Origin of the sequence: Noviherbaspirillum aerium, from assembly GCF_008929045.1 — a bacterium.
Taxonomy (GTDB): domain Bacteria; phylum Pseudomonadota; class Gammaproteobacteria; order Burkholderiales; family Burkholderiaceae_D; genus Noviherbaspirillum; species Noviherbaspirillum aerium.
The window spans coordinates 84,876-107,644 of the sequence record NZ_VFAH01000015.1; the positions used below are offsets into that span (position 1 = coordinate 84,876).

Sequence of the window (22,769 nt, forward strand, 5' to 3'; positions counted from 1 at the left end):
GACCGGAGTCGATCAATGCATGTGCTGTCCGCCGTTGATGGCGATGTTGGCGCCGGTCAGGAAGGCAGCCTCATCCGATGCGAGATAGGCGACCAATCCCGCAACTTCTTCCGGTTTGCCCAGGCGTCCCATCGGGATCTGCGGAATGATCTTTGATTCCAGGACTTCCGACGGGATGGCCATCACCATCTTGGTGCCGATATAGCCCGGCGAAATGGTATTGACGGTCACGCCCTTGCGCGCCACTTCAAGCGCCAGCGCCTTGGTGAAGCCATGCATGCCGGCCTTTGCCGCAGAGTAGTTGGTCTGGCCGAATGCGCCCTTCTGTCCATTCACCGATGAGATGTTGATGATTCGGCCCCAGCCGCGTTCCATCATGCCATCGCATACCGGCTTGGTCATGTTGAACACGGAATCGAGATTGGTCTTCATCACCGCATCCCAGTTGACCTTGTCCATTTTTTTGAAAGTCATGTCGCGCGTGATGCCGGCATTGTTCACCAGCACATCCACCGGGCCGATTTCGTCGGTGATTGTCTTGATGCAAGCCACTGCGGAGTCGTAGTCGGAGACGTCACATGGATAGGCTCGGAACTTGTAGCCCTGCGATTCCATCGACGCCAGCCAGTCCTGCGCCTTGGTATTGCCGGGTGAATAGGTCGTGACGACCTGATAACCGAGTGCCGCCATCTTGATGCAGATTGCCTCTCCCAGACCACCCATGCCACCGGTAACTAATGCGACTCTTGCCATGTTGTTATCTCTCTCTATTGTGAGTTAGAACGAATGCACTGCCTTGCAACACACTGCCGAAAACTAGCGTTCGATGGCCAGCGCCACGCCCATGCCGCCGCCGATGCAGAGGCTGGCAAGTCCGCGTTTTGCATCACGCCGGATCATTTCATGGATCAGAGTCACCAGAATACGGCAGCCCGACGCACCGATCGGATGGCCGATGGCGATGGCGCCTCCATTGACGTTGATCTTGCTGGTATCCCAGCCCATCTCCTTGTTGACACCGATGGCCTGCGCCGCGAAAGCTTCATTGATCTCCATGAGATCGACTTCCTCATGCGTCCAGCCGGCCTTGCGCAGACACAGCTGCGAAGCAGGCACCGGCCCCATGCCCATGATGGTGGGATCGACGCCGGCGGAGGAATAGGCGCGGATGCGGGCCAGCGGCTTCAATCCGAGCTGATCGGCCTTCTTGGCCGACATCATGATCACCGCGGCGGCGCCGTCGTTGATGCCGGAAGCGTTGCCGGCGGTCACCGTGCCGTCCTTGGCAAATGCGGGACGCAGTGCCGAAAGGGCCTCGAGCGTCACACCGGGCTTGATGAATTCATCGGTATCGAAAACGATCGAACCTTTTTTCGAGGGGATTTCAAACGGAATGATTTCATCCTTGAACTTGCCCGCCTTCTGCGCCGCTTCCGCCTTGTTCTGGGAAGCAGTGGCGAACTCATCCTGTTCCTGGCGCGAGACGCCGTATTTCTTGGCGACGTTTTCTGCGGTGACGCCCATGTGGTACTGGTTATAGACATCCCACAAGCCATCGACAATCATGGTGTCCACCAGTTTGGCGTCGCCCATGCGGAATCCGTCGCGAGAATTGTTGAGCACATGTGGCGACGCGCTCATGTTTTCCTGGCCGCCCGCAATGACGATCTCGGCATCGCCGCACATGATTGCCTGCGCTGCCAGATGGGTTGCCTTCAGGCCGCTTCCGCATACCTTGTTGATGGTCATTGCAGGCACCATGTCGGGCAGGCCGGCGCGGATCACGGCCTGCCGAGCAGGATTCTGCCCGACGCCCGCAGTCAGCACCTGGCCCAAAATGACCTCGCTGACCATTTCCGGTGCAATGCCTGTCTTGGCAATAAGGGTTTTAATTACATGCGCGCCCAGGTCCGACGCTGCGGTCTTCGCCAGCGTTCCACCGAATTTACCCACGGCGGTACGTCCCGCAGCGACGATAACGACATCACTCATTGCAACTCCTCTCCAAGACAAAACAGAATAAAAACTTATTTAAATTGCATTGCGCGGGCAAAGCGCATTGATAAAAGAGTCAGAGTTTCATCATAACGTTGAGGTAAATCATGCCGATTGATCTGGATCAATCCCCTCCAAGCGGAAAATGCACGCACTGCTGATTCTTATGATTCTTTTTGCCATGCTAACGTGCCCGGCTTTTGCAATATAGCAAGTTTTGAGCCAATCATGAAGAAAAAGGGCGAACCGGCTACGGGGCTTTACCTTTCAATACGCGGCTGCGCTTCACCAAGACCTGTTCATACTTGATTCGGGAGTGTGAAGGTGCCGTAAGCCTTGCAGGGCCAGGCACGAGGACGCGTCGTAGTGGTGCTACGGCAAGGACGACTCGGCGTCCCCTTGTAACGCTGCCATGCGACGCCTACAGTGCCTTCCGGGAGAGTTTCCACCGTAACGCGCGCTGGCGGCGTTGCATCGCTGGCAAAGGGGCCAGCCTATGCGTCGTCACCGCTACCGCCTCCGCCAACACGCGTTATGGTGCGAACGCATCTTTCGGATCAAGGGTGGACAGGCCCTAGGCTTCATCAATCAATTTCTGAAGAATCTGAAGCGTATCGAACCCTGCCCTCGCCTGATCTTCGCTCAGCCGGCCGACGGTTTCCGCACGCAATTGATTAATGGCGGCATTGATGCGCACCACGACGCGTCTTGCCTTGGGGGTAAGACGCACCATCTTGACGCGCGCATCCTCCGGAGGCGCAATCCGCGTGACCCAAGCTTCGTCCTCAAGTTGCTTGACGAGGCGGGTGACGGTCGGCGGCTCGATGCCAAGCATGCGCGCCAGATCCGATTGGGCAAGTCCGCCTTCAATGCGGGAGAGATAGAGCAAGGCAGTCCAGCGCGACTGGCTCAAGCCGGTCGGCTTCAGGCGCTGCGTCACCTTGTCGCGCCAGGCGCGGCTGACATCGCCAATGGCCACCCCGAATTTTTCCTGGATGGTGCCCTGCGCCTGCATCTCGACAAGTTTCGTCAGTGGTTTCATGGTGCCCATGCAAGCGATTTTAGCTCATATGCCAGAATAGTTTGCATAGCTAACTATTTTGGACCATGGGCTTCATCCTGCCCTGCATGCCGCCTTGAAGGCGTTGCGGAGCTTGTTTCCGTTCTTCATGGAGAAACCTTTTCCCGTTACTGTTCTTGTGCTGCTGTTCTCTCCGATTTCGAGCGCCAGCTGGCGCGGCCGCCACCTCCTAGGCAAAGGCTTCATTTCGCAAGGCGCAGTTGATACGGTGCAAAGCCAAGTCGACAGCGCACGTGCAACCTTGTAGACCGACCAGGCCGCCATCAATGCTGCGCGACTGGCTTTGAGCTACACGTATAGCCGCGGGAGTTCCTCGGGATGCGCTCGCGACGTCAGCAGCGATTTCCGGCTCAAATGCCTGCCGGAATCGCTGCGTATCAACCGTGACAATGCCAACCTGCTCGGGGTACTGATGCAGGACCTGCGTAGCGCCCCAGGAAAAACGCGAGACGGGAAACCGGCGCCGCCCGGGCGCCGCAAGGCCAGCTTACAGACGGCGCAGGCGCTCGACCAGTTCCAGCAGACGTGGCTTGACTTCGTTGAGCAGGAAGTCGGGAGAGAGATTGAACGAGGGACCTCCGCAATTGATGCTCAGGATGGAGGTGCCGTTGGTGGGCCGGAAAGCGACGGCAATGGCATTGACATCATGCTGCCAGTCACCGAACGAGGTGCAGCAGCCGATGCGGTGGTATTCCTCGACCGAACGCGCGACTCCCTCCTCGATGGCGGGCCATTTGAGTTCGTCGAGTTCGCGCACGCGTTCCAGGATATCGCTGCGCTCGCTGTTGGATGTTTCCGCCAGATAGGCACGGCCCATGGCGGTCTGTGCGATCGGGATGCGCGCGCCGACGTCCAGCCGCAAGGTCAGCGCGGCCTGGCTGCGGCAGTTTTCGATATAGATCATGCTGAGACGGTCGCGCATGCCGAGCGACACGGTGGCATGGGAAAAGTCGGCCAGCTCCTGCATGTAAGGACGCGCATACTGGCGGATGTCGAGCTTGGACAGCATCGCGCTGCCCAGTGCCAGGCTGGCGGTGCCGAGCCGGTATTTGCCGACTTGCTCGTCATACTGCAGATAGCCGAGCTTGGTCAGCGTATAGGTCAGGCGCGAAACCGTCGACTTCGGCAGCTTTGCCCTTTCGGCAAGTTCCTGGTTGCCGAGCATCTTTTCTCCGGAACGAAAGCAGGACAGCAACTCCAGGCCGCGCGCCAGCGCGGTGACGAAATGGCGGTCTTCCTTGGCGTTGGACTGCTTTGCCGCCGGCATGTCTTCTTCGTTGATGTCGTTGACGTCGTCCATGGCATCTCGTTTCAATTGCGGTCGCCTTCCTCATCCAGTGTTACGGGCGGCTTGCGAGGTGTAGCCGCGACGATTGGTAAATAGCTGCTTCACGGCATTATCCGACATCGCGCTGCCAAAGCAAAATCAATGAATTCGATTCCATGGCTTGCGCCCGGGGAAGGATGCATTTCAGGCATGCACCTCCGGCATGCTCTTCAAACATGCATCTGCTGCGCCCGCTGCTGTAATTCCTTCTTCAGGATCTTGCCCGTGGCAGCTGCCGGCAGCTGTTCGAGAACGATGACATCGGAAGGAACCTTGTACGGCGACAAGTTGGCCTTCAGATGCGCACGCAGCGCTTCCATGTCGATGGTGCTGCCTTGCGCGCATTCCACAAACGCCACCACCTCCTCGTTGCCCTCGACGGTGCGGCCAACGACCGCGGACTGCACCACGTCGGGATAGGCGTTCAATACCTGCTCCACTTCGATCGGGTAGACGTTGAAGCCCGAGCGGATGATCAGCTCCTTGCTGCGGCCGACAATGGCGATCGCGCCATCATCCTGCTGGCAGGCCAGATCGCCGGTACGCAGCCAGCCGTCCGGCGTGACCGCCTCGGCAGTCAGTTCCGGCGCGCGGTAATAGCCTTTCATCACGTTCGGACCGCGTACCCACAATTCGCCGACACCCTCGCTGTCCTGGTCGGCGCCATGCAGCAGGATTTCGACGCCGGGAATGGCCTGGCCGACCGAGCAGTCGGCGCGGGGCGCATCCAGGCGGGTCTGGCAGATGGACGGCGAGGCTTCGGTCATGCCGTAGCCGTTCTGGAGGATCAGGCCGAAGGTTTTTTCGAATGCTTCCTTCAGCGGCATGGTCAGAGGAGCGCCGCCCGACTGGGCAACGCGCAGCGCGGGTGCGCGTAGCGCCACCCCGTTGCTTTCTCCCCATTCAAGCAGTTTCGCGTACATCGCGGGCGCGCCATGCATCACGGTAATGCCCTCGTTGGCAAGCGCATGCGCCAGCGTTTCGGGCTGGTAGCGCGCCACGAGATGAAGCGATGCGCCGCCAAGCAGTGCGGCAACCAGCAGCGCCGACAGTCCGTAGACATGGGACAGCGGGAGCACGCCGTAAATGACATCGGTCGGCACCAGCTTGCGCATGCGGCAATTATTGGCCCCAATGAACAGGAGATTGGCATGGGTCAGCATGACGGCTTTCGGCGCACCGGTCGTGCCCGAGGTATAGACCATCGCGGCTACCTGTTTCGCGCCGTCTTCCTCCACCGGTTCGGGCTGCGTGCCCTCGTTCAGCGGTCCGAGCATCAATGACCCAATGGCCGGCCACTCGACCGTCTTCGCGCCGCGCTGTTCGCCATGGGCCCTGGCCTGTGACGAGACAGCGCTGAAGTACAGCGCGATACGGGCGCCGGAATGGGACAGGAAATTGTCGATCTCGCGTGCCGACAGGCGTGCGTTGACCGTCGCCGACCAGGCCTGCAGCCGGCTGACGGCAAGGATGCATACCGCCAGGGAAACGCAGTTCTCGGCCACCAGCAGGACCCGGTCGCCGGCGCGCACCCCGGCATCCTGCAGTTTGCCGGCCGCCTCGTCGACCGCTGTAGCCAGTTCTCCGTAGGAAAGCCGGCGTTCGCTATCCGCAAGCGCGATCTTGTCCGGATAACTGGCGGTCCAAGTCAGGAAAACCTCATGGATTCGGCAAGGGCTGCCCGGCTGGTTGACGGTATGGTTCATGACATCTTCCTCAATTACATGGCATGCAAGGACGTCCGCCTCGTATTGCCTGTCGTGCAAGCCGAAATAGTGGCATACAGCAAATTGAAATGCAATCGAAATGCGGAATAATGTTCCACTGTGCAGTTCAACAATGCATGAAGCTAATGACAACCAAACAGCTGACCCAGATTTCTGGCAACTTTTCCTGGCGACACATTAAATTCCTTGAATTAAGTCCAAGGCAATCGACGGCGAGACGGGAAGCGATTTCTTGACATCATGTAGGCAAACACATACAGTGCCGTTTTAAGGATTTTTCTTCTGCACTGCAGAACTTTATTCCAAATCTGAGGAGATAAGGATGGAGACAGGATCACGGCCGGCGCCGACTTCGCCGGATTTGATCATCGGGCTGGTCGGCTGCGGCATCATGGGAAGGGGAATCGCGCAGATCGCCGTGCTGTCAGGCGCCCGCGTGCGCCTGCACGACGGCCGGGAAGGCGCCGCCGCGGCGGCGCGGGACGAACTGATTGCCACCTTCGGCAAGCTCGTCGAAAAGGGCAAGCTGGATGGAGCCGCGGCACAGCAGGCCGGCGAACGGCTTGCCGCGTGCAAGGGCCTGGACGACATGGCGGACTGCCATGTGATCGTCGAAGCCATCGTGGAAAATCTCGATGCCAAGAAGGCACTGTTCGCTTCCCTCGAAGGCATCGTTTCCACCGACGCCATCCTCGCTACCAATACCTCTTCCCTGCCTGTCACCGCGATCGCCGCCGGCCTCAAGCATCCGGAGCGCGTCGCCGGTTTCCACTTCTTCAATCCGGTGCCATTGATGAAGATCGTGGAAGCCATCGGCGGCTTCCTGACCGCGCCCGCGGTGGTGGATTACCTGCTCGCGCTCGGCAAGCATTGGGGCCATACCGCAGTGCGGGCCAAGGATACGCCCGGCTTCATCGTCAATCATGCGGGGCGCGGATACGGCACCGAAGGCTTGCGCCTGCTGGCTGAAGGCGTCGCATCGGTGCCGGCGCTGGACAACATCCTGCGCGACACCGCCGGCTTCCGCCTTGGTCCGTGCGAGCTGCTGGACCTGACCGGCCTCGACGTCTCCCATCCGGTGATGGAGTCGATCTACCACCAGTACTATGAAGAGCCGCGCTTCCGTCCGCAGGTGCATACCCGCCAGATGCTGACCGCGGGCGCGCTCGGCAAGAAGGTGGGCCACGGTTTCTATCGCTACGGCGCCGACGGCAAGAAGGAAGCCGTCGCGGAACCGGCGCAGCCTACCGCCAAGGCAACCAGTGCCTGGCTTAGCCAGGAACGTCCGGAACTGGCCGAGCGCATCGCGGTGCTGATCGCCGCCGCCGGCATTCCGCTGGAATCGGGCGAGCGCCCCAGCGATTCCGCGCTGTGCATCGTGACCCCGCTCGGCGAAGACGCCACCACCTGCTGCGTGCGTGAAAACCTGGATGCGCGTCGCACGGTGGGCGTGGAAGCGCTGTTCGATGCCAGCCGCCGCCGTGTGGTGATGACGACGCCGGCCACCGATGCGCAGTATCTGGCAATGGCCTGCGGCCTGTTCGGCGCCACCGGTACCCCGGTCAGCGTCATCCGCGACAGCGCCGGACTGGTCTCGCAGCGCGTGGTCGCGCATATCGTCAATATCGCCTGTGAAATCGCGCAGCAGGGCATCGCCGATCCGCAGGACATCGACCGCGCGGTGACGCTGGGCCTCGGCTATCCGCTCGGCCCTCTCGCCTGGGGCGACCAGCTCGGCCCGCGCACCGTGCTTGCCATCCTGAAGAATCTTGAACAGCAAACCGGCGACAGCCGCTACCGCCCCAGCCCCTGGCTGCAGCGTCGCGCCCTGCTCGGCCTCTCACTACATCACAAGGAGATCTGATCCATGCTCGACGCTTACATTTACGATGGCCTGCGTTCCCCCATCGGCCGCCATGGCGGCGCTCTGGCAGCGGTGCGTCCCGATGACCTGGCGGCCGAAGTCATGCGCGCCGTGGTCGCCCGCAATCCCTGGAAACCGGAACAGATCGAAGACGTGATCCTTGGCGACACCAACCAAGCCGGCGAGGATTCGCGCAACGTCGCCCGCAATGCCCTGCTCGCCGCCGGCCTGCCGGTGACCGTCGCCGGACAGACCGTCAACCGGCTGTGCGCCAGCGGCCTTGCCGCCATCATGGATGCAGCCCGTGCCGTCACCTGCGGCGAAGGCGAGCTGTATCTGGCCGGCGGCGTGGAAAGCATGAGCCGCGCTCCCTTCGTCGTCGCCAAATCCGAATCCGCATTCAGCCGCGACTTCAAGGTATTCGACACCACCATCGGCGCCCGCTTCCCCAATCCCAAGGTCACCAAGGAATTCGGCGGCCACACCATGCCGGAAACCGGCGACAACGTGGCCCATGAATTCGGCATCACCCGCGAGCAGGCCGATGCCTTCGCGCTGGCATCGCAGATGAAATACCACGCCGCGCTGCAGGATGGTTTCTACACCGGCGAAATCCATCCGATCAGCGTGCCGACCGGCCGCAAGACGCCGCCGGTACTGGTCGACAAGGATGAGCATCCGCGCCCCGAAACCACCGCCGCGACACTCGAAAAGCTCAAGCCGCTGTTCGAAGGCGGCGTCGTCACGGCCGGCAATGCGTCGGGCATCAATGACGGTGCAGCGGCTCTCCTGATCGGCAGCCGTGCCGTCGGCGAGCAGGCCGGCAAGGCGCCGATGGTGCGCATCCTGTCGGCGGCGGTTGCCGGCGTCGAGCCGCGCGTCATGGGCATCGGCCCTGTCTATGCGATCCGCAAGGCGCTGCAGCGCGCCAACCTGTCGCTGGCCGACATGGACATCATTGAAATCAATGAAGCCTTCGCCAGCCAGGTGCTCGGCTGCCTGAAGCTGCTGGAGATCGATTTCAACGACAGCCGCGTCAATCCCAACGGCGGCGCCATCGCCATCGGCCATCCGCTCGGCGCATCCGGTGCCCGCCTGGCCCTGAGCGCCAGCCGCGAACTCGCCCGCCGCAACGGCCGCTATGCGGTCGTCAGCCTGTGCATCGGCGTCGGCCAGGGCCTGGCCGTCGTTATCGAAAAAGTCTAAGCAAAGTCCACGCATTCAAGATCGGAGACCATCATGTCCAGCCACAAAGTTCAATTCCACTGGGACGACCCGCTGCTGCTGAACGAGCAGCTCACCGCCGACGAACGCGCCGTCCGCGAAGCCGCCAACGCCTATTGCCAGGACAAGCTGCAGCCGCGCGTGCTCGAAGCCTTCCGCCATGAAACCACCGACCCGGCCATCTTCCGCGAGATGGGCGAACTCGGCCTGCTCGGCCCGACCATTCCCGAACAGTACGGAGGGCCCGGCCTGAACTACGTGTCCTACGGCCTGATCGCCCGCGAGGTCGAACGCGTCGATTCCGGCTACCGCTCGATGATGAGCGTACAGTCCTCGCTGGTCATGGTGCCGATCTTCGAATTCGGCAATGAAGAGACAAAACAGAAGTACCTGCCCAAGCTGGCCACCGGCGAATGGATCGGCTGCTTCGGCCTGACCGAGCCGAACCACGGCTCCGATCCCGGCTCCATGGTCACCCGTGCCAGGAAAGTCGACGGCGGCTACTGCCTGACCGGCAGCAAGATGTGGATTTCCAACTCCCCGATCGCCGATGTGTTCGTGGTCTGGGCGAAGGATGACGAAGGCGCGATCCGCGGCTTCGTGCTGGAAAAGGGCTGGAAGGGGCTGAGCGCACCGGCCATCCACGGCAAGTTCGGCTTGCGCGCCTCGATCACCGGCGAAATCGTGATGGATGAAGTGTTCTGCCCGGAAGAGAACGCCTTCCCGGAAGTGCGCGGCCTGAAGGGCCCGTTCACCTGCCTCAATTCCGCCCGCTACGGCATTGCCTGGGGCGCGCTCGGCGCCGCCGAATCCTGCTGGCATACCGCACGCCAGTATGTGCTCGACCGCAAGCAGTTCGGCAAGCCGCTGGCCGCCAACCAGCTGATCCAGAAGAAGCTGGCCGACATGCAGACCGAGATCACCATGGGCCTGCAGGGCTGCCTGCGCCTGGGGCGCATGAAGGACGAAGGCACCGCCGCCGTGGCCATCACCTCGATGATGAAGCGCAATTCCTGCGGCAAGGCGCTGGACGTGGCGCGCATGGCGCGCGACATGCTGGGCGGGAATGGCATTTCGGACGAATTCGGCGTGATCCGCCACATGGTCAACCTGGAAGTCGTCAACACCTATGAAGGCACGCACGACATCCATGCGCTGATCCTGGGCCGCGAGCAGACCGGCATTGCCGCCTTCTGATCATTCGGATCGGCGGCGCTCCAAGGCTAAACAAAAACACCAGAGGCACACATGGACCTTAATTTCTCTCCCGAAGAACTTGCGTTCCGCCAGGAAGTGCGCGAGTTCGTCGCCAGCTCCCTGCCGGCGGATATTCAGCACAAGGTGCTCAACGGCCTGGTCCTGCACAGCGAAGACTACATCCGCTGGCAGAAGATCCTGCATGCCAAGGGCTGGGGCGGCTCCGGCTGGCGCAAGGAGTTCGGCGGCACCGGCTGGAGCGCCGGACAGCAATACATCTTCGAGGAGGAATGCGCCGCCGCCGGCGCGCCGCGCATGGTGCCCTTCGGCCTGAAGATGGTCGCTCCCGTCATCATGCAATACGGCTCGCCGGCGCAGCAGGAACGCTTCCTGCCGAAGATCCTGGCCGCCGACGAATGGTGGTGCCAGGGCTATTCGGAGCCGGGCTCCGGCTCCGACCTGGCCTCGGTCAAGACGCGCGCCGTGCTTGAAGGCGACCATTACGTCGTCAACGGCCAGAAAACCTGGACCACGCAGGGCCAGTATGCGGACTGGATTTTCTGCCTGGTGCGCACCGATGCCGAAGTCAAGCCGCAGCGCGGCATCTCCTTCCTGCTGATCGACATGAAGACGCCCGGCATCACCGTGCGCCCGATCATCACGATGGACGGCGCCCATGAAGTCAATGAAGTCTGGTTCGAGAACGTGCGCGTGCCGGTGGAAAACCGCGTCGGCGAAGAGAACGCCGGCTGGACCTATGCGAAATTCCTGCTCGGCCACGAGCGCACCAACATTGCCGGCATCGGCATCGCCAAGCGCGAGATCGCGCGCCTCAAGCGCATCGCCACGCTGGAAACCAAGAACGGCAAGCCGCTGATCAAGGACCCGATGTTCGCCTCGCGCATCGCCCAGGTCGAAATCGACCTGACCGCGCTGGAGATCACCAACCTGCGCGTGCTGTCGGCGGAAGCCGCGCACCGGGCGCCGGGACCCGAAGCCTCGATCCTGAAGATCAAGGGCACCGAGATCCAGCAGGCCATCACGGAACTGCTGGTGCAGGCGGTGGGCACCTATGCGCTGCCGCTGCGCCGCGACGCCATGGCCGCCGGTTACCAGGGCGATGCGGTGGGGCCGTTCTATGCGACGCCGCTGGCCGCCAATTACCTGAACATGCGCAAGCTGTCGATCTACGGCGGCTCGAACGAAATCCAGAAGAACATCATCTCGCAGATGATCCTTGGCCTGTAGGAGCACCCAATGGACTTTACCTTTACCGAAGAACAGCAGATGCTGCAGGACACCACCCGCCGCTTCATCGCCAAGGATTATGGCTTTGAAGCGCGCAGGCAGATCAAGGAAAAATCGCCGGAGGGCTTCAGCCGCGAAGTCTGGCAGAGCCTGGCCGACATCGGCCTGCTGGCTCTCAACGTACCGGAGGAAGAAGGCGGTCTCAACGGCAGTGCCATCGACAACATGCTGGTAATGAATGCCGTTGGCGAGGGCCTGCTGCTGGAGCCCTACCTGGCCAGCGCCGTGATGGCCACCCGCACCCTGTCCGCGCTGGGCAGCGAAGCGCAGCGCGCCGAACTGCTGCCGGCACTGGCGGCCGGGGAAAAGATCGCGGTGCTCGCGCATGAAGAACCGCAGACCCGTTTCGACCGCATGGACATCCAGACCCGTGCCTGGCCGGTCGGCAACGGCTACCTGGTCACGGGCCACAAGAGCGTGGTCGCGCACGGCGCCTCCGCCGACACGGTATTGGTCACGGCGCGCATCGGCAGGGCCGGCGAAGAAGGCCCGCTGGCGGTATTCCGCGTGCAGTCCGACGCACCGGGACTGCGCAAGCTGGCCTACCGCACCGTCGACGGCGTTCCGGCCTGCGAGCTCTGGCTCAACCAGGTGTTCGTGCCGGCCGATGCCCGCCTGAACGGCGCCGAGGATGCCGAAGCCAGGCTTGGCGACGTGCTGGACTTCGCCCTGGCCGCGGTCTGCGCCGAAGCGGTCGGCGCGCTCGACAAGCTGCTTGCCGCCACCGTCGAATACACCCGCAACCGCAAGCAGTTCGGCCAGCCGATCGCCAAGTTCCAGGCCCTGCAGCATCGGATGGCGGACATGGTGCTGCATATCGAGCAGGCGCGTTCGATGAGCTATCTGGCCGCGGTGCGCTGCACCGATCCTGATCCGCAGGCACGTCAGCGCGCGATGTCGGCGGCCAAGGTCGTCGTTGGCCAGGCATGCCGCTATGTCGGCCAGCAGGCGGTGCAGCTGCACGGGGGAATGGGAGTGACCGATGAGCTTGACGTCAGCCATTACTTCAAGCGGCTGATGGCGATCGAGCTGCAATTCGGCAGCAGCGATCAGCATCTGGAGCAGTACGCAGCGCAGCTGGCTTGAGCGGACGTCCGAGGTAAGGGGGGCGGCGCGAGACTTCCGCTCCGCTCGCCTCGCCGCTCATGGGCGGCTCCAAGTCCGCGAGCGCAACGCGTCCATTGCGAAACCCTCTATCCTTCACGACTTCCCGACCTCCCCCTGAAAGGGGAGGAATGTTCTATATCCGGCGCCAGCTATCGGATTGGTTGAAACGAAGGATGCCCCACGCAAGCTCTTCCATTCCCTTCCAAAAACCTCCTACTCCTTCAACAACCTCCGCAGCACCTTCCCTGTTCCGGTAGCCGGAAGCTCCGACCGGAATTCAATCATCTTCGGCACCTTGTAAGGCGACATCTGGTCCCTGCTCCACTGGATGATTTCCTCCGCCGACGTGCCGGCCGCCTCGGGCTTGAGCACGATCACCGCTTTGATGACCTCGCCCTTGCTGGGATCGGGAATGCCGATGACGGCAGCCTGCCGCACGGCCGGATGCTTGATCAGGATGGTTTCCACTTCCTCGGGGAACACGCTGTAGCCCGATACCTTGATCATTTCCTTGAAGCGGCCGCTGAACGTCAGATAGCCGTCCTCGTCGAGCTTGCCCATGTCGCCGGTATGCACCCAACCTTCGCGCAGGGTTGCGGCGGTGGCTTCCGGCTTGTTCCAGTAGCCCTTGAAGTTGCCGGCGCTGCGCAGCGTGATCTCTCCCATCTGCCCCGCGGGCAACGCTGCTCCGCTCTGCTGGTCGACGATGCGGCATTCGACGCCCGGCATCAGCCGTCCCTGCGTACCCCACTTGACCGCATCGCGCGGCGTATAGGTGTCGCAGGTATGCGTCTCCGACAATCCATAGGCGGCCTCGAAGGTTTGGCAGCCGCCGGTGAAATCGCGCCACTGTTCGGCCAGCGGCTGCGTCAGCGTAATGCCGAAACTGGTGCAGGGATTGACCTTGAGCGAGCGCAGGTCGTAATTCCCCGCATCGGGCAGCTGCATCACTGCGACGTTCATCGGGGCGATGCTGTACCAGTGGCTGACCTTGTAGCGGTCAATCGCCTGCAGCACCGAACGCGGATCGAAGCGGTGCATCAGGATGGCCGTGGCCCCGCTGTAGATGGTGACATTCAGACCCATCAGCATGCCGGCAATATGGTACAGCGGCGCAATCGCCAATGTGACGGTGTCCTTGTCGACGCCGGCGGCAAAGGTGGCGCAGGCGGTCTTGAAGAGCGCATTGCGGTAGGTGAGCATCGCGCCCTTCGGCATGCCTGTGGTGCCGGAGGTATAGGTCATCAGCACCACGTCCTCCATGTCCAGTTCCGGGCACGGTGGCGTCGGCATGCCTGCGAGTGACTCCAGCAGGTCCATCGTGTTCGCGGCTGGAATTTTCGGGGCGCGAAGTTCCGGCGGCACATCGACGGTGGGCTCCTGCGGCAGCAGGTCGCCGTAGGATGTCAGGAATACATGCTTGAGCGGCGTCCTGTCCATGACCTCGCGGACTATGGGATACAGATTGTCGGCAGCGACAATCACTTCCGCACCGACATCCGATACCTGGTATTCAAGCTCATGTTTCTTGAACAGCGGGCTGCAGGGACTGACGATCGCGCCCAGTTTCTGGATGCCGAAATGCGCGATCGCGTATTGCGGGCAATTGTTCAGGAACAGCACCACACGGTCGCCCTTTTTCACTCCGAGGCTGTCCAACCTGGCGGCGAAGCGGTCGCTCATGTCATCGATCTGCCGATAGCTCAACGCCTGGCCATACCAGACATAGGCCGGCTTGTCGGGCTGCGTGCGCGCATGCTGGCGCAGATATTCATGCAGCGGCTTTTCTTCCTGCAAATAGGCAATCGCGTTCATCGGTTTGTCTCCTCTCCTGCCGTTCTTGATAGGCATGACGGCGCATTCTGACGTTGGAAGCATGTCGTCACACCATCGGCAACGTTTTGATCTGCATCAATCCGACACAGGCTTGCGCAAAGTACCTACCGGACGGTATAAACTTTATACCCATTGGTATATTCTTGCTTATCACGACCTGCCGAGCATGCGCATGGAAGTACGAACCGGAACCACGACAATGAAAAATGCCGCAGGCGCAAGGCGCCCTGTTCCGTCGCAGGCGTCCGCACGCAAGCAGGTACGCAATGCCATCGCGGAAAACGTGCACGACCAGAAGCGCGAGCACATCCTGCGCATCGCGGAAGATCTTTTCTACCGCCGCGGCTTCACGGTCACGACCATCTCCGACATCGTGCAGGAACTCGGCGTTACCAAGCCTTTCCTTTACTACTATTTCAAGAGCAAGGACGATATTTTCGAAACGCTATGCTGGCGCGCATCTCATGCCTGCCTGACGGCGATGCACTTCGATAGCGTCGACGTCCGGCCGGCAATCGTGCGGCTGCAGGAAGGCCTTCATCGCTTCGCCACCGCAAACATTACCTACTTCAAGTCCGGCACCTTCGCCTACCGCGAAGGCGGCGCACTGCAGCCCGTGTTCCTGAAAAAGCTGCGCACGATGGCGCGGCGCTTCTACCGCGAACTCTGCGCATTGCTTGAGCAGGCGCGCGCCGACGGTGATCTCGATTTCGACGACGCCAAGCTGACGGCGCTGTCCATCGGCAGCATCGCCGGCTTCATGTACACCTGGTACAACCCTGACGGGCGCCTCTCCCCTGACGAAATGGTGGAGGAAATGACGCGCATCCTGCTCAAGATCGCAGGCGTGCGCGGGCAGGCGGCTCCCGCCAGGGCACGCAAGACGGCAAGGAAACGCAAGGCACCGGAATAAGAACAACGAGCACCAGCAAAAAGCAAAGGCGCCTGGCACACCAGTCACACTAGACACACCAGGCACAAGCACCGACCCATCGACAAGGAGACAGTCATGAAACAGGTAGTGGCAAGCATTGCCGTCGCGGCATTCGGCATCCTCGGCGCATCACAAGCTGCGGCGCAGGAAAGCATCAAGCTGGCGTTCATCGATCCCTTGAGCGGTCCCTTCGCCGATGTCGGCGAGATCATGCTGTCGCACATCCGCTTCGCCATCGATGACATCAATGCCAAGGGCGGCGTGCTCAACGGCAGCAAGCTGGAACTCATGACGCTGGACAACAAGCTGTCGGCACAGGAAAGCCTGACGGCGCTCCAGGCGGCGATCGATGCCGGCGCGAAGGTGGTGTTTACCGGCGGGTCGGGTTCGTCCGCGGTGAGCGCGATGGTCGAGGCTGCCAACAAGCACAATGAGCGCAATCCGGACAAGGCGATCCTGATCGTGAATCATTCCTCGATCGACCCCGACCTCACCGGCAAGAACTGCAGCTTCTGGCACTTCACCACCGAAGCCAACACCGCGATGAAGATGAAGGCGCTGACTGGCTTCATGAAGGAAAAGCAGGATATCAAGAAGGTCTACCTGCTGAACCAGGATTATGCGCATGGCCGGGTCTGGGCCAAGCTCGGCAAGGAAATGCTGAGTTCCGCCCGCAGCGACGTGCAGTTCGTCGGAGAGGATTTTCATGCGATCGGCAAGGTGAAGGACTTCTCGCCGTATGTAGCCAAGATCAAGGCCAGCGGGGCAGATACAGTCATCTCCGGCAATTGGGGCAGCGATCTCAACCTGCTGCTCAAGTCGGCCGCCGATTCCGGCATGAACCTGCGCTACATCAATCACAGTGCGGGCGCCCTGCCGGGCGCGGTGTTCGCCGTATCGCAGGCCAAGCTCGGGCAGCTGACCTGGGTTGGAGAATGGCACCAGAACATCGAGAGCCCCAACGTGACGCCGGTGGCATCGGCTTACAAGCAGCGTTTCAACAAGCCCTTCCTCGCGCCGCGCATGGACATGACGCCGCGCATGGTGGCCGCCGCGATCAACAAGGCCAACTCGAGCTCGCCGTTGAAGATCGCACTTGCGCTGGAAGGAATGACGTATGCGTCCATCATCGGCGACGTCACCATGCGCAAGGAAGACCACCAGCTTCTGCTGCCGCAGATCGTCTCGACGGTAGCGCCGGTCGACAACAAGACGGTGAAGTCCGGCGTCGAAGGAACCAGCTACGGCTTCCGTACCGAAACGACGGTCGAAGGGAAGGACCTTGCGCTGCCAACCGAATGCAAGATGCGCCGTCCCGCGGGCGCATGATCCGCTTCATACAAGAACATCATCACAATGACAGTACATACCCTGCTCATCGCCAATCGCGGTGAAATCGCCATCCGCATCGCCCGCGCGGCGGCGGAACTCGGCATCCGCACCGTAGCCGTCTATTCCGAGGACGATGCCGCCTCGCTGCACGTGCGCAAGACCGACGAGGCGCGCGCCCTTCAAGGCAGGGGCGCTCCTGCCTACCTCGACATCGAACAGATCGTGGCAGCGGCCCGCAAAGCCGGCTGCGATGCGGTCCATCCCGGCTATGGATTCCTCAGCGAAAACGCCGCTTTCGCGCGCCGCTGCGCGGAAGCGGGCCTGCATTTCGTCGGCCCGCAGCCGGAAGTGCTGGAACTGTTCGGCGACAAGGCGCGTGCCCGCGGCCTCGCCGTGCAGCAGCAGGTGCCGGTGGTCGCCGGCACGCCGGGCGGCGCCAGCGTGGAACAGGTCCGGGATTTCATGTCCGCCCTCGGACCGCAAGCGGCGATCATGATCAAGGCCCTCGCCGGCGGCGGCGGTCGCGGCATGCGCGCAGTGGATGACATCGCCGGCATCGAGGAAGCCTATGCCCGCTCCCGTTCGGAAGCGCTGGCCGCTTTCGGCAACGGCGAGTTGTATGCGGAAGCGCTGGTGCGGCGCGCGCGCCATATCGAGGTCCAGGTGATCGGCGACGGCAGCGGCGCGGTCAGCCACCTGTGGGAGCGTGAATGCACCCTGCAGCGGCGCAACCAGAAACTGGTCGAGATTGCGCCGAGCCCATCGCTGACGCCGCTGCTTCGCAAGCGCATCACCGATGCCGCATTGCGCATGGCGGCGTCGGTCCGCTACCGGGGGCTCGGCACCTTCGAATTCCTGCTCGATGCCGACGGCTCCGGCGACGATGCCGCCTTCACCTTCATGGAAGCGAACCCGCGCCTGCAGGTGGAGCATACCGTGACCGAGGAAGTGACCGGAATCGATCTGGTCAAGGCCCAGCTGCGCATTGCCGGCGGACAGTCGCTGCGCGAACTCGACCTTCTTCAGGAAAGCATACCGTCCCCTCGCGGCCATGCGATCCAGCTGCGCATCAACATGGAAAGCATGACGCCGGACGGCGGCGCCCTCCCGGGCGGCGGCACGCTGGAAGTGTTCGAGCCGCCGTCCGGTCCGGGCATCCGCGTGGACAGTTTCGGCTACGCCGGCTATGCGACCAGCCCGAACTTCGATTCCCTGCTCGCCAAGCAGATCACGCACCTGCCGTCCGGCGGTTTCGCCGAGGCGATGGCGAAGGCCTATCGCGCCCTGTGCGAATTCCGTATCGAGGGCGTGGACACGAATATCTCCTTCCTGCAAAGCCTGCTCAGACATCCGGATGTGATCGCCAATCGGGTGGATACCCGTTTTGTCGAGGCGAATATGCGGCAACTGCTGTCGGCGGGAAACGCGCACCGTGCGCTGTACGTGACGACGCGGACGACGGCAGGCCGTTCTGGTGCCGCGGGGCGCACGCATGGCGAATCGGACGCGCCGCCGGGCACGGTGGCGGCCGCTGCGCCGATGCAGGGTTCGGTGGTCGGCATCGATGTCGCCGAAGGCGCCCAGGTGCATGCCGGCCAGCAGATCGCGGTGCTGGAAGCCATGAAGATGGAACATATCGTCAAGGCCGAGACCAGCGGCATCGTCCGCAAGATCGTGGCGGCGAAGGGCGATGTGCTCGGGCATGGCCAGGCGCTGCTCTACCTGGAGCCGGCGGAGGTCGACGCCGCGCATCATGCCGGCGAGGATGAAGCCGACCTCGACCGGCTGCGCCCCGACCTAGAGGAAGTGCGGATGCGGCATGCCATCGGACTCGATGCGCAGCGCCCCGATGCCGTCGCCAGGCGGCGCAAGACGGGCCAGCGGACCGCGCGCGAAAACATCGACGACTTGTGCGATGCCGGCAGCTTCATCGAATATGGCGCACTGGCTTTGGCGGCGCAGCGGCGCCGGCGCTCCATCGAAGAACTGATCCGCATCAGCCCGGCCGACGGGCTGGTGGCCGGCATTGGCAGCATCAACGGCGCCCGGTTCGGCGACGACAAATCGCGCTGCATGGTGATGTCCTATGACTACACCGTGTTCGCCGGCACGCAGGGCATGATGAACCACAAGAAGACCGACCGCATGTTCCAGCTCGCGCAGGAATGGAAGCTGCCGGTGGTGCTGTTCGCGGAAGGCGGCGGCGGCCGTCCGGGCGATACCGATGCGGTGCTGGTGGCGGGGCTCGATGTGATGTCTTTCATCAATTTCGCCCGCCTCAGCGGGCTCGTCCCGCGCGTGGGCATCGTGTCCGGCCGCTGCTTTGCCGGCAATGCCGCCTTCCTCGGCTGCTGCGATGTGATCATTGCCACCGAAAACGCCACCATCGGCATGGGCGGGCCGGCGATGATCGAAGGCGGCGGCCTCGGCGTGTTCCAGCCGGAAGAGGTCGGCCCGGTCAGCATGCAGGCGCCCAACGGCGTTATCGATATCATGGTCAGGGATGAGGAAGAGGCGGTGCGCGCGGCGAAGCAGTATCTGTCCTACTTCCAGGGCGCGGTCAGTGAATGGGAATGCGCCGACCAGCGCGAACTGCGCAGGCTGATCCCCGAGAACCGCCTGCGTTCCTACGACATCCGCAAGGTGATCGAGACGCTGGCCGACAAGGATTCCGTGCTGGAACTGCGCCGCCGGTTCGGCGTAGGCATCATCACCGCGCTGGTGCGCATCGAAGGCCGCCCGTTCGGCCTGATCGCCAACAATTCCATGCATCTCGGCGGCGCGATCGATGCCGATGCGGCGGACAAGGCGGCGCGCTTCATGCAGCTGTGCGACGCCTTCGACCTGCCCATCGTCTCGCTTTGCGACACGCCGGGCTTCATGGTAGGGCCGGAGGCGGAAAGCACGGCGATGGTGCGGCATGTATCGCGCATGTTCGTCACCGCCGGCAGTATCGACGTGCCCTTCTTCACCATCGTGCTGCGCAAGGGCTACGGCCTCGGTGCCCAGGCCATGGCCGGCGGCAGCTTCCATGCGCCCTTCTTCACCATTGCCTGGCCGAGCGGCGAGTTCGGCGCGATGGGGCTGGAAGGCGCGGTGCGTCTCGGCTACCGGAAGGAACTCGAAGCGGTCGCCGACCTCGACGAGCGCCAGGCCATGTTCGACAGGATGGTGGCGCAATCCTATGAACAGGGCAAGGCCATCAACATGGCTTCCTTCCTGGAAATCGATGATGTCATCGATCCCGAGGAATCGCGGCGCTGGCTGCTGCGCGGCTTGCGGTCCTGTCCGCCCGCTTCGGCGAGGAGCGGCAAGAAGCGGTCCTTTATTGATACATGGTAAGGACGGATACCTGGTAAGGACGGCGAGGGGCGCTTTGCGCCACCTCAGCTCTGACAACTCGGCGCAAGCGGCGCGGTCATTACTGCATGAAGCCGACTTCTCGATCCGACCGCAAGCGCACCGGCAAGCTGCCGCGCGAGTTTTATGCAGGCGACACCGTCGAGGTGGCGCGCGCCCTGCTCGGCATGCATCTCGTGCATGTGCGCGATGGCGTGCCCATGCGCGGCCGCATCGTCGAGACCGAGGCGTATCTCGGCGCGCATGATCTCGCCTCCCATTCATCGAAAGGCATCACGCCGCGCACCGCCATCATGTACGGCCCGCCCGGCCGCGCGTATGTGTACCTGATCTACGGCATGCATCACTGCATGAACGTGGTGACCGAAGCCGAGGGCAACGGAGCGGCGGTGCTGCTGCGCGCGCTGGAACCGGTCGAACACGTCGATGGCAATACGAAGGGACCCGGGCTGCTGTGCCGCGCGCTGGGCATCGATCGCAGCCTGAACGGCCACGATCTGCTGAGCGACGATTTTTATATCGCCGACCCCGGAGGGGCGCAGGATTTCAACATCGCGACGAGGCCGCGCATCGGCGTTGCCTATGCAAAGGAATGGGCGGACGCCGATCTGCGCTTTTATATCGAGGGCAATCCCTGGGTGTCGAAGAAATAAGCGGTGCACTCGCCTGCCGATTGCCGCATGCTGCGGGTGTTCCGCCGTTCGGTGCCCGCATTCCCTACTGCCGCCGCTCCACGTCAATGGGCGCGGGCTTGGTCACGCTCTGGTTTTCCAGGCCGTGGCGGTCGCGGTTGTTGGCGTCCTGCTCCGGTTGTCCCTGCTCCCCGCCCGCTTCCGCCTCACCTGCCGCGTCGGCGGTAGCTGGCGCGGTAAGGTTGAGGTCTTCCAGGCTGCCGGGTGCCGGCCTGTCGGGCACGGGCCCGGACGGACGAGGCTTGCTGGTCTCTTGCATGGTCTGCTCCTGAAAACGATATTGTTAGGATGACATGCGAAAGGAATAGTTCTGCCGGCGCTTCCGCCATCGCGGCGGGCATTCAACCGGTTTGGATTTTCGCGACGGCAAGACGCGCCGCTCAATGCAGCTTAATGCAGCTCAATGCATGCCGGCCGTCACCTGGTCGCTCCATTCGAAGGCCAGCAGCTGCATCAGGTAGAGGTCCTTGCACGAGACCTGCAATTCGCCGAGCAATGCGCCGAGCGGCACCTCGCTGGACTCGCGCCATTCGGTATGTTCGGCCGTATCGAGCAGGCGTCCGAAATATCCTTCCCGTCCGAGCAATGCGGCACTGACCTCATCGGCCACCGGAATCTGTTCAAGGAGTTCGGGCATGGGCATGGAAAAGAGGGTATCCATCAGCGACATGATGCCGATGGTGAAAGCCGTGTCCGCCAGGCTTCTGTTGCCCGGCCGTGTCTTTTGCGCCAGCAGCTCCATCAGCCTGCCGCGCGTGGTGGCTTGCCGGGCGAGCACCTCTGCCCCGGCGTTCATGGTTCCCCGGTCCGCATAGAGCAGGACCTGCAGCCAGCGCTGCAGCTGGTTGCGTCCCAGCACCATCAGCGCCTGGCGCAGCGATTCGATCCGATGCATGCTGATGGCCGGCGTATTGACCAGGCGCAGCAGGTTCAGTCCAAGTGCGATATCCGCCTTGATGCGGTGCTCGATCGCCGCATCCTCGGCATCCGACGCCAGGAGGTCCAGCAATTCCATGATGGCGGCCTGGGTCGGCGACAGCGTTGCGCCATCCTGCATGCGCGCCTCGGTGAAAAAATATCCCTGGAAGGCGTCGAAACCGAGGTTGGCGCAAAGATCGTACTGCTCGAGAGTATCGACGCGTTCGGCCAGCATGGTCTTGTGATGAAGGCGGAAGCTGGCGCGGAAACGGCTCAGTTCTTCCGTCGAGCGCCCGGTGATATCGATGCGCACGCCGTCGACCAGATCGAGCAGTTCGGCAATGCCCTGCGTCTGGCCGCTGACCGCGAGGGCAAAGCGGAAGCCGCGCTGCCGCAGCGACCCGAGCTGCTCGCGCATCGCCGCGCTGGCGTGGGGCGTATCGGTCAGCACCAGCGTTACCTGGTCTGCGGGCAGGAAGGAAAAGAAGTCGCTGGTCAGGGCAGCGCTGTCGATGTGGAGTATGCCGGGAAGATCGCCCAGCACGCGCGTCATGCCGTACTGGATCACATCGGCAATCACGGAAGCGCTGGCCATGAGTTCGCCTGCGGATCCGGCGCATGCGGCGGCATTCGGGACGCCCGCTTGCCGAAAGAGCAACTCGTGCGCGATCAATTTGCGGCTGCGGTCCACTACCGGCCGGCGGGCCATGTAGAAGTCCGACGCCATGGCAATCCTGTGGGTGCTGCTGAAAGTGACGCTGATGCTCATCTTCCGACTCCTTGCCAGACGCGAATGCTTCGCGGCGCGATATTGCAGTTCTTCAACGATACGCCGCCTGCGCCGGATGCGCCAGTGATTTGCGGGCC

17 protein-coding genes are annotated in these 22,769 nt (G+C 62.6%); 9 read left to right on the plus strand and 8 right to left on the minus strand.

Annotation, left to right across the window (positions count from 1 at the left end; genetic code table 11):
• Positions 1-12: 12 nt before the first annotated feature.
• From phbB to FH061_RS19990, 5 genes are all read right to left on the minus strand, one after another.
• Positions 13-753, minus strand: coding sequence for an acetoacetyl-CoA reductase (gene phbB / locus FH061_RS19970; RefSeq protein ID WP_151637588.1), 741 nt, complete (start codon positions 751-753; stop codon positions 13-15).
• 63 nt (positions 754-816) lie between these two features.
• Positions 817-1,992, minus strand: coding sequence for an acetyl-CoA C-acetyltransferase (locus FH061_RS19975; RefSeq protein WP_151637589.1), 1,176 nt, complete (start codon positions 1,990-1,992; stop codon positions 817-819).
• A gap of 577 nt (positions 1,993-2,569) precedes the next feature.
• Positions 2,570-3,037 (minus strand): MarR family winged helix-turn-helix transcriptional regulator, encoded by a 468-nt coding sequence (locus tag FH061_RS19980; protein WP_192805154.1) that lies wholly within the window; start codon positions 3,035-3,037, stop codon positions 2,570-2,572.
• 526 nt (positions 3,038-3,563) lie between these two features.
• Positions 3,564-4,376, minus strand: coding sequence for an IclR family transcriptional regulator (locus FH061_RS19985; RefSeq protein ID WP_225984751.1), 813 nt, complete (start codon positions 4,374-4,376; stop codon positions 3,564-3,566).
• 197 nt (positions 4,377-4,573) lie between these two features.
• Positions 4,574-6,109 (minus strand): class I adenylate-forming enzyme family protein, encoded by a 1,536-nt coding sequence (locus FH061_RS19990; RefSeq protein ID WP_151637591.1) that lies wholly within the window; start codon positions 6,107-6,109, stop codon positions 4,574-4,576.
• Positions 6,110-6,452: 343 nt separating this feature from the next.
• Between FH061_RS19990 and FH061_RS19995 the strand changes: the two genes are divergently transcribed.
• From FH061_RS19995 to FH061_RS20015, 5 genes are read left to right on the plus strand one after another with little or no spacing between them, the layout of a single operon-like run.
• The gene (locus tag FH061_RS19995; protein WP_151637592.1) at positions 6,453-7,994 is read left to right on the plus strand and encodes a 3-hydroxyacyl-CoA dehydrogenase; all 1,542 of its coding nucleotides are present in this window, start codon (positions 6,453-6,455) and stop codon (positions 7,992-7,994) included.
• Between the two features lie 3 nt (positions 7,995-7,997).
• Entirely contained in the window at positions 7,998-9,200 is a 1,203-nt protein-coding gene (locus FH061_RS20000; RefSeq protein WP_151637593.1) for a 3-oxoadipyl-CoA thiolase, read from the plus strand.
• 33 nt (positions 9,201-9,233) lie between these two features.
• Positions 9,234-10,415 carry an acyl-CoA dehydrogenase gene (locus FH061_RS20005; protein WP_151637594.1) on the plus strand — a complete coding sequence of 394 codons (1,182 nt, stop codon included), beginning with the start codon at positions 9,234-9,236 and terminating at the stop codon, positions 10,413-10,415.
• A gap of 51 nt (positions 10,416-10,466) precedes the next feature.
• Positions 10,467-11,663, plus strand: a complete 1,197-nt coding sequence (locus tag FH061_RS20010) for an acyl-CoA dehydrogenase family protein (RefSeq protein ID WP_151637595.1) — start codon at positions 10,467-10,469, stop codon at positions 11,661-11,663.
• A 9-nt stretch (positions 11,664-11,672) separates the two neighbouring features.
• Positions 11,673-12,809, plus strand: a complete 1,137-nt coding sequence (locus tag FH061_RS20015) for an acyl-CoA dehydrogenase family protein (RefSeq protein ID WP_151637596.1) — start codon at positions 11,673-11,675, stop codon at positions 12,807-12,809.
• Positions 12,810-13,043: 234 nt separating this feature from the next.
• Here FH061_RS20015 and FH061_RS20020 read toward each other — a convergent pair whose 3' ends face one another.
• Positions 13,044-14,645 (minus strand): AMP-binding protein, encoded by a 1,602-nt coding sequence (locus FH061_RS20020; RefSeq protein WP_151637597.1) that lies wholly within the window; start codon positions 14,643-14,645, stop codon positions 13,044-13,046.
• Between the two features lie 220 nt (positions 14,646-14,865).
• Here FH061_RS20020 and FH061_RS20025 point away from each other — a divergent pair, with 220 nt between their 5' ends.
• From FH061_RS20025 to FH061_RS20040, 4 genes are all read left to right on the plus strand, one after another.
• On the plus strand, positions 14,866-15,579 hold the full coding sequence (locus FH061_RS20025) for a TetR/AcrR family transcriptional regulator (protein WP_151637598.1): 714 nt from the start codon (positions 14,866-14,868) through the stop codon (positions 15,577-15,579).
• 96 nt (positions 15,580-15,675) lie between these two features.
• A complete protein-coding gene (locus FH061_RS20030) occupies positions 15,676-16,929 on the plus strand; it encodes a branched-chain amino acid ABC transporter substrate-binding protein (protein ID WP_151637599.1) in 1,254 nt (417 codons plus the stop codon).
• 27 nt (positions 16,930-16,956) lie between these two features.
• Positions 16,957-20,274 carry a carboxyl transferase domain-containing protein gene (locus tag FH061_RS20035; protein ID WP_151637600.1) on the plus strand — a complete coding sequence of 1,106 codons (3,318 nt, stop codon included), beginning with the start codon at positions 16,957-16,959 and terminating at the stop codon, positions 20,272-20,274.
• 86 nt (positions 20,275-20,360) lie between these two features.
• Positions 20,361-20,945 carry a DNA-3-methyladenine glycosylase gene (locus FH061_RS20040; RefSeq protein WP_151637601.1) on the plus strand — a complete coding sequence of 195 codons (585 nt, stop codon included), beginning with the start codon at positions 20,361-20,363 and terminating at the stop codon, positions 20,943-20,945.
• Between the two features lie 64 nt (positions 20,946-21,009).
• Here FH061_RS20040 and FH061_RS20045 read toward each other — a convergent pair whose 3' ends face one another.
• On the minus strand, positions 21,010-21,243 hold the full coding sequence (locus FH061_RS20045) for a hypothetical protein (RefSeq protein ID WP_151637602.1): 234 nt from the start codon (positions 21,241-21,243) through the stop codon (positions 21,010-21,012).
• 141 nt (positions 21,244-21,384) lie between these two features.
• Entirely contained in the window at positions 21,385-22,671 is a 1,287-nt protein-coding gene (locus tag FH061_RS20050; protein WP_151637603.1) for an EAL and HDOD domain-containing protein, read from the minus strand.
• Positions 22,672-22,769: the final 98 nt, after the last annotated feature.